The following is a 12408-nucleotide window of genomic DNA, read 5'->3' on the forward strand; positions in this document are numbered from 1 at the left end:
GATCTTGTCTGAACTAATACAGATAGATGTTGCTCAATTTCAGCAAAGGCTGCTTTTACTTGTTTTACAGACTCCTCTCTAGCAATTGAATTTTGGATAGTTTCATCTACTTTTTTATAAATAAACACCTCCTGATCTTCATCTAGCCCCATTGTGGGGATACGCTCTTCAAGCTCTTCTTGTAATTGTTTAAATACTTTTTCGTTACTTTGGCGGTTCTCATTTAATAAGCTAATTAGCCCATGAAATTTACTGTGTACTGTGCTTGCAACAGCATTGAGTTTTGCCTGCTGCGACTCGAGCATTTTTTTGGTCATAATTGCACGTAATTGCTGCTCGGTAACACTTACAATAAAACATACATGATCGCGTATACGTCCGTGCTTGTCTGGATCATGATCTGGCATGTTTAAAATAAGCAGGCTGATCAGTTCATAATTAACTAAAATTCGGTGCGAAAACTCATGTAAGCGCCCTTTATTTTTAAGCATTTCAAATAGCTCAACAACAATAGGCGAACATACGCCACTTAGCGCAAAGTGGTTGATTTCATCACCCTGTCTAAATTCAACATTACTTTGTAAATCAAATGACTTGAGGCAATCAATTAGTGCTTTACCAAGCTCTTCTGGTTCGTTAATAAACCCGATGTTTTCAACATAATTAACTATTTCGCCCATTTCACTACTGTTGGCCATCGCATTAAATGCTGTAGAGGTCGCGTCTTCAACTTGCTTTTCAAGACTTTGTTTTTCAATAAGTACTTGGTTTAAATTTTTAAGTTTAGATTTGAGCTCATCGTGGCCAAACGGCTTTACAATATAATCTTCAGCCCCAACAGAGTAGCCTTCCATTCGCTCTTCAACCGTGCCACGTGCCGATACAAACATGACAATAATGTGCGCTGTATTTGGGTTCGCTTTAAGTGCTTTACATACTTCGTAGCCGTTCATTTGCGGCATACTTACATCAAGTAATATTACTTGCGGCATATACCCTTCAACCATAGCTAAACACTCAGGGCCGCTGGTTGCTACTTGCAACTCAAAATCAAGTTCTTCTAAAATTTCTTCAATTATTTCAAGGTTAAACGGCTCGTCATCGACGGCAAGAATTTTAGTTAAGGCCATAATTTATCATCCATTCAAATTCTTAAAAAAGTTACTTGGCTTGCCAAAAATAATTAGTGGTTTTGCTGCTCTAATTGCTCTTCGGCCAAATGTTCATCTAGGTTTATTTCCAGGGGTACTTGTATACATACTGTTGCACCACCGTTTTCGTTATTTTGCGCGGTTATTTCACCTTGATGTAAAGACACAAACTCTCTACACAAGGCAAGGCCTAAACCGGTACCGCCTGCACCACTATTTGTTTTACTACTTTGTGCAAACTTAGTAAAAATATGTTCAAGCTCATCTGCAGGTATGCCAATGCCGTTATCAATCACTTCTATTATGGCAAGCTCATTGCTTGACTCAAGAGTTACTTTAATTTTGCTTTTTGGCTCACTAAATTTTAAGGCGTTACCGAGTACATTTCGTAATAACTGATTTATTTGTTCTTCATCGCACTGTGCAATAACAGGGAGTGGTTGGGTTGTAAAAGCTATTTCAATTTCTTTTTCCATAGCAGTACCCGATACATCATCAATGCTTGTTTTAATGATATTTGCCAAATTATATGGTCGAGGGTTAAAAGGAAATTTACCCACATCGAGTTTTGATAAATCGAGTAAGTTATTTAGCAACGAAAGTAGACGCTCGCCACTACTTTCAATGCGAGATAAATACTTAACGAGTTTTTCTTTGGCAAAATCGCCTGCAGCTAGCTTGCTCAAACCAAAGCGCGAAAAGCTTAATATTGAATGCATTGGTGTGCGTAGCTCATGCGACATATTAGCTAAAAACTCTGACTTACTGAGATTGGCAGCTTCAGCTACGTTTTTAGCATGTTCTAGCTGTGAGGTACGCGCTCTTACTTGCTCTTCAAGTACGTCTTTGGCTTCTAGCAATAAGTCTTCTTTTTGTTTTAGATGAGTTACATTTTTAAAAATTACAGCCAGTGCAATTTCACCGTGGTGATCTATTTCGTTAAAAGAACCTACTAGCGGAATATAACCACCGGTCGTTTTAGATAACCGTAAATCACAGCTAAATTGGCGATTACTATTTAGCGTTGAAATTTTGTCTTTGATACCACAAATAGAGTCGTCATCTAAAAAGGTAAATACAGATTTACCCTCTAGTTCATTAAACGGTAAATTAAAGAGTTTTAAACACGCATCGTTAGCTTCTATTACTTTACCACTGCGTTCAAATAACATGATGGCGTCTGGTGTGTGTTTATAAATAACTTGGAGTAAGCTGTCTTTTTCGATTAGTGCATCTACGGTATCTTGCAGCCTTTCGACAAGCTCTGCATTATGGCGTTTTAGTAACTCTGTTTGCCATAATTTATGGACCGACTGTAATAAAACGCTGTCGTTTAAAGGCTTTATTAGTACATCTTCTACGCCTTGGCGAATAGCTTCTATCATCGAGACTTGATCGGGCCGAGAGGTAAATAATAAACAACGGCAGTGCGGCTGAGTTACTTTTAATTTCGAAAAAATATCTAACCCAGTGCCATCATCTAAAATAAAGTCGCTAATTAATATATCTATATGCTTATCTTTACATATTTCCAGTGCTTGGGCGCTGTTAATGGCGGTATGTGTTTCTATATGCGCACCCACCAAACTGCTTTTCATTTTCTCGAGGCGCTCAGGAATATGATCGACTAATAAAATGGTTGGTAATTTTAAGATATGGTTTGAGCCCAGCTCTAATAGACTCTCTAGTAGCGAGGTGATTTCTTTGTTAGAAAAAAACGGGTAAACCACCGTTGCATTGGGAGCAACATGGTTTAATTGACTAAAGGCAGATAACTGCTCACCGTTTTCTGCTTTTGGTGCAAGCAGCATAAAGCGCTCTTGCGCAACTTCGCTTGCAAGCGGTTTAATAGCATCAACAGGTACACCATGAGCCACTATAACAAGGTCATAGTCAGCTATGCGGGTGTACATTTCTAGCATGCTAAAATGAATTAATTCGACTTCACATCCTATTAATTCTAAAAGCACCTTCACCCTCATGGCGATGACGCTGCTACTATCAACAATTAATATTTTTCGAATCATCAAGCTACACTTAAAAATTAATAAACTTAATATGTTAATAGCGTAGTCTATTTTTATTTAATTGGCATAAGTCCTTGTACTTATTTTGTAAAAAAATATTACCTGAATATGAAACACCTTTAATTAAAGGTGTTTTCCAAAAATAGTAAGGCTATATGGTGTGCCATCCATAATGGCAACATTGGGTAATTCGCCCCATACTTCAAACTCAAAATGCTTAAATAACTTTATGCTTGGCACATTATGGCTAAATATAAACCCAAGTAATACTTTAATATCCAACTGCTTAGCTGTAGTTTGAGCAAACTCCATTAGCTTTTTACCTAAACCTTTACCTTGTGCTTTGCTGGTAATGTAAATACTTACTTCTACTGTACCGTCGTATGCGGGACGCCCATAAAACGACTTATAACTTAGCCAAGCAAGTACTTTTCCATCTTCGCAGTAAACATATATAGGTCGATTTGCAGTATGGCTATTAAACCACTCACGTTTTTGTTCAACGCTTACTTCTTCGGTATCTGCGGTGACCATTCGAGACGCAATTGTTTCGTTATAAATGGCGACTATTTCACTTAAATCATTAATATTTGCAAGGCGAGTTGTCATAGTTACTTGAAGGGTTGATCAATTTTGTTCATATTAGCGTATGTTCCCCCTATCAAACAATCGTAAATGTAGGTGCAAGTTATGCTAAAAAAAATTATTTTAGGGTTAGCTGCGTTATGTATAAATATACCATTGCACGCATACGCATCGTCTGCTGAAAACGAGCAAACATGCCAAGACTTTACCAATGTAAATATACGAAAGCTGCGCTCTGAGGAAACGATTAACTTATGCCAGTTTAAAAATAAGCCTTTGCTTATTGTAAACACAGCCAGTAATTGTGGGTTCACCTCGCAATTTAGAGGGCTTGAGGCACTTTACAAAGAATATAAAGATAAGGGATTGGTAGTGCTCGGTTTTCCGTCTGATGACTTTTTTCAAGAAGAAAATGACGAAAAATTAACAGCAAAAGTATGCTTTATAAATTATGGCGTAACGTTTCCTATGTTTGCCACCAGCGAAGTACGTGGTAGTAATGCTAATGCAATATTTAAACATTTAAATAAGCAAACAAGCTCACCTAATTGGAATTTTTATAAATATTTGGTGTCTGCTGATCGTAAAACAATTACTCGCTTTAACTCTAAAGCTGAACCATCGTCAGCACGCTTAGTTAACGCAATTGAAAAAGCACTATCTAATAACTAAACTGGTACAATTAGTGTAATCTGACTAGACTAGTTTTCATTCGATTAAAAAAACATCACTTTAAATCCAGGAGATTTTAATGACAGTAGCAAGCGCACGACACATACTTGTAGACAGCGAAGCACAATGCTTAGATCTAAAAACACAAATTGAGCAAGGCGAAGATTTTGCTGAATTAGCAAAAGCACATTCTAACTGTCCTTCGGGTCAAGATGGTGGTGCTCTTGGTGAGTTTGGCCCAGGCATGATGGTACCTGAGTTTGATAAAGTAGTATTCTCTGCACCTATCAATCAAGTGCAAGGCCCTGTACAAACACAGTTTGGCTATCATTTGCTTGAAGTTACAAGCCGTTCAGAATAACGTTGTGTTATTGCAATAAACAAAAAGCCGCTTATGCGGCTTTTTTTAGGAGTAATTATGAAGCTTATTGGTACTGATGCCTCACCTTATGCTCGCCGCATAAGAATATGGGCACTTGAAAACAACTGTAATTTAGAATTTGTTACTTTAAATATATTTTCTGAAGAAGGCCGACCTACGCTTGCTAGTAATAACCCTGCACGTAAAGTACCTATTTTGGTTGATGGCGATCTCACGTTAGGCGATTCAAATACAATTTTACGCTACCTTCTTAAAAAAACAGCCCAGCCCGATCTTTCATGGCCGCAAGAGCAATTGCTTACAATCATCAATGCCTGTAACGACTCACTCGTTGAAATGGCAATTTGTAAACGCTCGGGATTTGATACTCAAAGCGATAAATTATTTTTTAATCTGCAAAACGAACGCATTGCTGAAACATTAAGCTATTTAAATACGCATTTAGCTGATGATGAATTTAAAAGCTGTGAATACCTCAACATCAGTTTATACTGCCTGCTTGATTGGATTTGCTTTCGCGAACTGACTGACTTTAGTCAACACAGTGAGCTTGTTGCTTTTTATGAGCAATATAGCAAGCGCCAAGCAGCAATAAATACCAGTCCTAGTCTCTAATTTAAAAAGGTAAACACATGAGCGATATCGAAATAGAATCACAACTAGTTAGCTTTGTAGAAAAAGTACGTGTAAGCGAGCAAGTATGGGCACTAAGCAGCGATGATGGCGGCTTTGTTGTATGTGAGTCAAATCAGTTTGCAGAAACTGACGTATTACTTTTGTGGGAAAGCGAAGAAGCAGCTAAAGCCCAGTGTAAAGACGAATGGGCAGAATATAGCCCGGCCGAAATCAATCTTGATGAGTTTTTAGATGATTGGGTTGAAGATTTAAACGAAGATAGCGCTTTAGTTGGTCTAAATTGGAATGACGACCAAGTATGTGTAGAAATAGAACCTGTAGGTTTAGCACGCGCTTTAAGCGAATAAATTACGCTATAAAACTGATAGCGAACAAAAACACCCTGCCTATTTTTATGCTGGGTGTTTTTGTTTGTAGCTAAATACATAAATTCTAGAATCGATACTCGCATCTTTGTATAGTTTAAGTATAAAATAGAACACGTCATTACTTTCAAGGTATTACGTTGAAAACCCATCTTGGTCGTCGCCCTTTTTCAGCTATGGAACTGCATACACTTTATAATGGATATATATATGGTGATGTTAAAGTTGCACGTGAGCAAGCCAAACACTGGCACTTTTGGCTGCCTTTAATCGCTTATTATAGCGGTGCGTATAGTGACGAAATAGGCTGTTTAACACTTGATGATCTTGTTTTTGAGCAAGGTATTTTATGCTTTAGTTTTCATACCCACGGAAAAATAAAACCACGCTTAGTACCTGTGCATCATGCCTTAGTTGATGCAGGCTTTAATGACTATATTGAATTTATAAAAGCCCATCACCATACTCGCTTAATGTTCGACTTACCTGCCAAAACAGGCCGCTATAGCGAAAAAGTACGTATATGGTTTTCAGGTGAAGGAGAGCGCGCTGGGTATTTGCAAAAATGCGCTATTCCTAATGTAGATCAATTAGGAATGAAAACGGCTGTTAGTAGCCTTCGCCTTAACTTTGAACAACAAATTCGTATCTATGCGCTGCAAGCAGGTTCAAAGGATGCCTTTAATTACTTAATGGGCTTTAACGAATATCAGCACGATAAATTTGACGACATTTCATTATTAAATAATGTGATTCAGCAAATTCGTATTATTAACCCTCACGTGCATTGGACACGTTTTACCCTTCGAGAAAGCCACTGACAAACTTTGTTACTCTTTAGCCTCTTTTTGACTATTCTATCCAAGCTATAATCAATTACTCCATTCTAAAAAGCTGTTAGGATATCCACACTCTAAATAATTAACGCATAAAAAAGCCTATTTAGAGTAGTTTCTAACAACAACAATCTAGGGATTATTATGTTTTTTAAAAGCTTCTTAACGGTGAGCGTTGCTTTAGCAATGAATGCTGCAAACGCTAACGAATTCGTTATTGAAAAACTCGCGAAACCAAGCTCACAGCACGTGTCGTTAACACTCGACCCAAGCCAAGATACATTCACAGGGATGACTGAAATAGCCCTAGAAGTACTAAAACCAACAAAATACATTGAGCTAAATGGCGTCGCTTACGCTGTTAAAATGGCGCAACTACTTGGCGAAGAAAACTGTGATTTAAGTAATGAAATGCTTAAAACCGGTAAAGTTAAATTTAGCTGTAATGAGCAAATTCAGCCGGGTAAATACACACTTAAAGTTGATTTTTCTGCGCCTTACAACCGCCAAAGTGTCGGTTTATATAAAACGTTAGACCAAGGCACACCTTATTTATTTACCCAATTTGAAATGAATGATGCGCGTCGTGCGTTTCCTGTTTTTGATGAGCCAAATTACAAAATTCCATTTCAACTGACAATTACCGCGCCTACATCTCAAAAAGTATATGCCAATACGCCAGAGCTTAAAACAACGGTTAACGGCGATATGACCACCCACTATTTTGATAAAACGCCGCCAATTCCTTCATACCTAGTAGCGATGGCTGTTGGCCCGTTTGAAGAGTTAAACATTGAAGGTATGCCTATTCCTGGTCGAGTTATTACGCCACAAGGTAAAATTCACTTAGCCCAATACGCTAAAGAAAATATGCCAAAAGTACTGGGCGCACTTGAAGCCTACTTTGGTATTCCTTATGTTTACAAAAAGCTAGACTCTGTTGCTGTTCCTGAATTCCCGTTTGGCGCAATGGAAAACTCAGGCCTGGTAACTTATCGTGAAGATATTTTATTAGTTGATTTAGCAGCTGCGACTCGCAGTAAAAAGCAGCGCAACGTGTCTATTATTGCTCACGAACTTGCTCACCAATGGTACGGTAACTTGGTAACCATGAAATGGTGGAACGATTTATGGCTAAATGAAGCGTTTGCAAGCTGGATGGCGGCTAAAATTACTAAGCAGCTTAACCCTGAGTTTGAATCACACCTTGATTTACCACAAAACAACGTAATGGCACTTGATGCTCGCCTAAGTACTAAACCTATTCGTAAGCCTATTAAAACGGATGCCGATATTATGGATGGCTTAGGCTTAGCATATTCTAAAGGTAGCTCAGTGCTTGCAATGGTTGAAAACTGGATTGGCGAAGATGCATTCCAAAAAGGTATTCAGAGCTATTTAAAAGAGTTTTCTTTTAAAAATGCCGAAGCTGCAGATTTATGGGAAGCGTTAGGTAAGGCGTCAAATAAAGATGTAGCAAGTGTTTTAAAATCGTTTATTGAGCAATCGTCTTTCCCACTAGTAAATGTTAAACAGCAAGGTAAAAAGCTTACTGTTTCGCAAAGCCGTTTTGCAAACGCCGGAGTTGATGCCCCTGCACAGCTTTGGAATGTACCTGTAGCTATAAAATATGGCGCCGGCGATAAAGTAAAAACAGCTAATATTTTACTAAATAAACAAAGCCAAACGCTTGATCTAGATTTTGAACCTGAGTGGATTTACCCTGACCAAGGTGCTTTAGGCTACTACCGCTGGGTAATGGATGATGCACAATTTAGCGCACTTATTAAAAAAGCCCCTAGCGTATTAAGTGATCGCGAGCGCCTAGCACTGCTTTCAGCTACTGATGCATTACTTGATGCGGGTGTTATATCTGCAGCAAAATTAATGCAAACGCTTGAAGTATTTGTAAGTGATAGCCACCCTCGCGTAGCTAATACTGCACTGGGTTACTTAGTATCGCAGCAGCGCACCTTTAAAGATGAAAGCAATAAAGATCTATGGCCTGAATTTATTCGTGGTGCTGTAACGCCTGCGGCTAAAAAATATGGCCTAGAAGCGAAAGCCGGTGAAGACGGTGCTATTTCACAGTTAAGAGCAGCTGTTGTGTCTCGTTTAGGTTTTGATGGCGAAGATCAAAATGTAATAAATAAAGCAAAAGAGCAAACACAAGCTTACTTAAAAGATCCGCAAAAAGTAGACCCTTATTTAGCTGGCACCTACTTAACACTTGCCGCTTTTCATGGTGATGAAGCATTACTTGATCAATTCATGACGACGTTTAAAACGACAAAAGATCCGCAAGTACGTACTAATATGCTTGCTGCAATGAGCTTTTTTGGCGAGCCAAAACTTCAAAAAGCAGTATTGGCTTATAGTCTAACGGACGAAGTAACGGCTTCTGATATGCGTACTATTTTGTCAGGTCAAAGTTATACCGATGAGCGCCAAGCGCTATTTATAGATTGGGTATACAGCAATTACGATAAAGTAACTGCAAGCTTGCCACCGTTCTTTATTCCTAACTTACCGTACTTTACAACAGCAAGATGTGATGCACAGAGCTTAGCTAAAACTCAGGCCTTTTTTAACAAAAAAGTAGCTGATGTAGCTGGTTATGCGCGTACATTAAGTAAACTTGAAGAAAGTACTAATGACTGTATTGCGCTTAAAACACGTGAACTTGAATCGGTTAATAGCTTCTTAAAAAGTAAGTAACTCTTAGATTCATTAAACTATAAAAATACAAAAGCCGCTGAATATAAACTCAGCGGCTTTTTAGTAAGTGTCTTAACCAAGTTTTTGCTTAACTAAGCCTTTTATTAACCACCAATGATCATAGTTAATTTAGCTATAAAGTCTTTTGCAGCTTGCTCTGAGTTTATTTTAAACGCCACGCCGTAATGAATTGGCTGAGCACTTTTAAATATACGCGTAGGGAAACGGGTCATTTCACTACTGTGAAAATAACCGGGTGCGCGTACAACCCCATCTATATCACTAAAGTCATCACTAAACACTTCGAATGCTGGGCGAATTACAATTTTACCTTTACCACTTTCGCTGTGAGTGTAAAACGCTTCTTTAGAGTTTACTAACATGTACTCTGCAATGTTCTTAATTTTAAAATTACTTCTGCACTGTAATTTAATGAGTTGCTCTGTAAGCTCGTCTGCGCTGTAGGCCACGTTGTAAATCCTATAATAGTAAGTTGCGCAATACAGTAACGTATACGCACTGCAAAGTCCGAATTTATTTTACATCACACACGAAAGCGAGCTTATCACTGTTATAGCTCATACGAGTAATAGTGGTATCGCAGTAAGTACTTAAATCTAACCACTGAGAAACCTCATTCTTACCTGTAAGTTGACGTTGATACACACGGTTTTTAATTGCATAAGCAATCGTTGCATCATCTTTTAAAATAAAATCTTGTACATTAGCTGGTAACCTTAGTAAATCTTCAACCTGTTTAGTTTGTGCATTAAAGCTCGCTAAAATATGCTGATCATTTTTAGTGTAACTAAATAAAAATTTAGCCATTGAATGATTATAAATTAACGTCCGACCAATATTACTTGCCGCAATATGCCCTTTTGCTGCCTCTACAGAGGTGTATTGCAATGTATGCGGATCACCTAATATAAACATGACTAAATCATTTTGAATACCCCAAGCGTGGTAGCCTACAGGCTCTATCCAATCAAAAATCCGACTTGGGCTTTGCTCGTTATTAAGTGGGTATTGCCATAATTTTTGCTTAGAGTCAGACTCAACTACAATGGCAGATAAACTCTTTTCGTTTGGCATAACTGTTGGGGAATATTCACTTACAGGTGAGTTTGTAAGATTGCTAACTTGTTTTGTCGCTAAGTCGTAGTATGCAATATCTGTTTGGCTTTGCTGTTCAGAGATAACTTCATGAGTAAAGTAAATGCCCGAATTAGTTAAATAAGGTTGGTTGTTATAGCTATTTTTATCGCTTATTAGCTTAACCTGTATTCCATAAGGTGTATTTAAATCTGCTAGTAATATTTGGCTCTTTGGCATGCTAGCCTGCGCCATACTTAGGCTAAGCGCCGTTATTGAAAATAGTCCAAGCAATGGTTTAATAAGTTTCATGCTTTCTCTCGTTTTAATTTTAAGCACCTCATGATAACGTTATTTGCTGGTGGCGTCACTTGAGCAGAGCCAGTAAACTCTTTATAACTAACGTGGTCCTAAAAAAGAGAAAAAAACATGTCAGCTAAACATCCTATCATTGCTATTACAGGTTCTTCTGGTGCGGGTACTACTACTACAACCAATGCAATTAAACACATTTTTCGTAGCCTAAATATAGATGCAGCTTTTGTCGAAGGGGATAGCTTTCACCGTTACACTCGCCCTGAAATGGATAAGAAAATACGCGAAGCCCAACAAGAAAGTAAGCATATTAGCTACTTTGGCCGAGAAGCTAACGACTTTGGCGCACTAGAAACATTATTCAACCAATACGGCGAAACAGGCCAAGGTAAGCTGCGTCGTTACTTACATACTTTTGACGAAGCAGTACCTTATAACCAATTGCCGGGTACGTTTACACCGTGGCAAGATCTTGAATCGAGTACCGATTTAATGTTTTACGAAGGTCTGCATGGTGGTGTAGTTGATCAAGATCATGATGTAGCTAAGCACGTTGATTTACTTATAGGCATGGTACCTATAATTAACCTTGAATGGATCCAAAAGCTGATCCGCGATACTCAAGACCGTGGCCACTCTCGTGAAAAAGTAATGGATTCAATTGTTCGCAGTATGGACGACTACATTAACCATATTACGCCGCAATTTTCACGTACCCATATTAACTTTCAGCGCGTACCAACCGTTGATACATCAAACCCTTTTAGCGCAAAAGATATTCCATCACTCGATGAAAGCTTTGTCGTTATTCGTTTTAGGGGAATTGATGATGTTGATTTTCCGTATTATTTACAAATGATTGAAGGTAGTTTCATGTCGCGAATTAATACACTTGTGGTGCCCGGTGGTAAAATGGGTTTAGCAATGGAGCTGGTTCTTACTCCTCTTATTAAAGATATTATTATTAAAAAGCGTGCCTTAGAAAACTTAGCACCTCTTGATATACCTATTTAACGCCTCTTCTAAGATTGAGCTCTCTCACGTACACTGCTGATTTTTAGTAACAATAAGGGACATTGTGTTGTACTCATTAAAAATTGTAGTGGGTTCTAAAAACCCCGTAAAAATTAACGCGGCTAAACATATTTTTGCAATGTATTTCCCTGATCATGAAATTGATTGCCAAGGTGTTGATGCCCCATCTAATGTGCCAGATCAGCCTATTGGTGAAGAGCAAACACGCATTGGTGCACAAAACAGGGTAGCCTTTTGCAAAGACACCTACAAAGCACACTACTACTGCGCCATGGAAGGCGGTGCAGAGCAATTTAGTTACGGTGCAGCAACCTTTGCCTATGTGGTAATTAATAACGGCTCAGAGCAATCTGTAGGACGCAGTAGCAATTTACCTTTACCTCAAGTTTTGTATAACGCGCTATTAAACGGTGAAGAACTTGGCGATGTGATGGATAAAGCCTTTAATACTCAAAATATTAAGCAAAAAGGCGGCGCTATTGGGCTTCTTACTAATAACCATGCAACCCGTGAAAGTACTTATACTCAAGCACTTACTTTAGCAATGGCGCCTTTTTTACACCCTGCTTTGTATAACAAATGAATTAATTT

Annotated in this window: 13 protein-coding genes; 8 read left to right on the forward strand and 5 right to left on the reverse strand. The window is 38.3% G+C overall.

Annotated elements, in window-relative coordinates; genetic code table 11:
- The 3 genes from CWC11_RS04335 to CWC11_RS04345 all read right to left on the reverse strand — a co-directional run.
- Positions 1-1130, reverse strand: a 1130-nt coding sequence (locus tag CWC11_RS04335) for a response regulator (protein ID WP_138681696.1), incomplete at its 3' end; no start/stop codon positions are given.
- Positions 1131-1183: 53 nt separating this feature from the next.
- A complete protein-coding gene (locus CWC11_RS04340) occupies positions 1184-3178 on the reverse strand; it encodes an ATP-binding protein (RefSeq protein WP_138681697.1) in 1995 nt (664 codons plus the stop codon).
- Positions 3179-3301: 123 nt separating this feature from the next.
- Complete coding sequence (locus CWC11_RS04345; protein ID WP_138681698.1) at positions 3302-3787, reverse strand: GNAT family N-acetyltransferase; 486 nt, start codon at positions 3785-3787, stop codon at positions 3302-3304.
- An 81-nt stretch (positions 3788-3868) separates the two neighbouring features.
- On the opposite strand from CWC11_RS04345, the gene CWC11_RS04350 reads away from it, so the two are divergent.
- The 6 genes from CWC11_RS04350 (at position 3869) to CWC11_RS04375 (ending at position 9372) form a co-directional block, all read left to right on the forward strand.
- Entirely contained in the window at positions 3869-4435 is a 567-nt protein-coding gene (locus tag CWC11_RS04350) for a glutathione peroxidase (RefSeq protein ID WP_104642020.1), read from the forward strand.
- A gap of 79 nt (positions 4436-4514) precedes the next feature.
- Positions 4515-4796: a peptidylprolyl isomerase gene (locus tag CWC11_RS04355; protein WP_058547036.1), complete on the forward strand. Its 282-nt coding sequence runs from the start codon at positions 4515-4517 to the stop codon at positions 4794-4796.
- A 57-nt stretch (positions 4797-4853) separates the two neighbouring features.
- Complete coding sequence (locus tag CWC11_RS04360) at positions 4854-5432, forward strand: glutathione S-transferase family protein (protein ID WP_058547035.1); 579 nt, start codon at positions 4854-4856, stop codon at positions 5430-5432.
- Positions 5433-5449: 17 nt separating this feature from the next.
- Positions 5450-5800 (forward strand): DUF2750 domain-containing protein, encoded by a 351-nt coding sequence (locus tag CWC11_RS04365; protein WP_058547034.1) that lies wholly within the window; start codon positions 5450-5452, stop codon positions 5798-5800.
- A 158-nt stretch (positions 5801-5958) separates the two neighbouring features.
- Positions 5959-6639, forward strand: a complete 681-nt coding sequence (locus CWC11_RS04370; RefSeq protein ID WP_138681699.1) for a site-specific integrase — start codon at positions 5959-5961, stop codon at positions 6637-6639.
- A gap of 159 nt (positions 6640-6798) precedes the next feature.
- Positions 6799-9372: a M1 family metallopeptidase gene (locus CWC11_RS04375; RefSeq protein ID WP_138681700.1), complete on the forward strand. Its 2574-nt coding sequence runs from the start codon at positions 6799-6801 to the stop codon at positions 9370-9372.
- Positions 9373-9476: 104 nt separating this feature from the next.
- Here the strand turns inward: CWC11_RS04375 and CWC11_RS04380 are convergent, their stop codons facing one another.
- A complete protein-coding gene (locus tag CWC11_RS04380) occupies positions 9477-9842 on the reverse strand; it encodes a hypothetical protein (protein ID WP_138681701.1) in 366 nt (121 codons plus the stop codon).
- A gap of 64 nt (positions 9843-9906) precedes the next feature.
- Entirely contained in the window at positions 9907-10779 is an 873-nt protein-coding gene (locus CWC11_RS04385; protein WP_138681702.1) for a TolB family protein, read from the reverse strand.
- 117 nt (positions 10780-10896) lie between these two features.
- On the opposite strand from CWC11_RS04385, the gene CWC11_RS04390 reads away from it, so the two are divergent.
- Both CWC11_RS04390 and yjjX read left to right on the forward strand, forming a co-directional pair.
- On the forward strand, positions 10897-11796 hold the full coding sequence (locus CWC11_RS04390) for a phosphoribulokinase (protein WP_058547029.1): 900 nt from the start codon (positions 10897-10899) through the stop codon (positions 11794-11796).
- 64 nt (positions 11797-11860) lie between these two features.
- Entirely contained in the window at positions 11861-12400 is a 540-nt protein-coding gene (gene yjjX, locus CWC11_RS04395) for an inosine/xanthosine triphosphatase (protein WP_138681703.1), read from the forward strand.
- Positions 12401-12408 lie beyond the last annotated feature (8 nt).

The sequence above is a fragment of the Pseudoalteromonas sp. S3178 genome (assembly GCF_005886985.1).
Classification (GTDB): Bacteria; Pseudomonadota; Gammaproteobacteria; order Enterobacterales; family Alteromonadaceae; genus Pseudoalteromonas; species Pseudoalteromonas carrageenovora.

Bases quoted from the DNA above. Each gene is read 5' to 3' on its own strand.
- CWC11_RS04385 (WP_138681702.1), bottom strand. From the start codon at position 10,779: ATGAAACTTATTAAACCATTGCTTGGACTATTTTCAATAACGGCGCTT.
- CWC11_RS04375 (WP_138681700.1), top strand. From the start codon at position 6,799: ATGTTTTTTAAAAGCTTCTTAACGGTGAGCGTTGCTTTAGCAATGAAT.
- CWC11_RS04345 (WP_138681698.1), bottom strand. From the start codon at position 3,787: ATGACAACTCGCCTTGCAAATATTAATGATTTAAGTGAAATAGTCGCC.
- CWC11_RS04355 (WP_058547036.1), top strand. From the start codon at position 4,515: ATGACAGTAGCAAGCGCACGACACATACTTGTAGACAGCGAAGCACAA.
- CWC11_RS04340 (WP_138681697.1), bottom strand. From the start codon at position 3,178: ATGATTCGAAAAATATTAATTGTTGATAGTAGCAGCGTCATCGCCATG.
- CWC11_RS04360 (WP_058547035.1), top strand. From the start codon at position 4,854: ATGAAGCTTATTGGTACTGATGCCTCACCTTATGCTCGCCGCATAAGA.
- CWC11_RS04350 (WP_104642020.1), top strand. From the start codon at position 3,869: ATGCTAAAAAAAATTATTTTAGGGTTAGCTGCGTTATGTATAAATATA.
- CWC11_RS04365 (WP_058547034.1), top strand. From the start codon at position 5,450: ATGAGCGATATCGAAATAGAATCACAACTAGTTAGCTTTGTAGAAAAA.
- CWC11_RS04390 (WP_058547029.1), top strand. From the start codon at position 10,897: ATGTCAGCTAAACATCCTATCATTGCTATTACAGGTTCTTCTGGTGCG.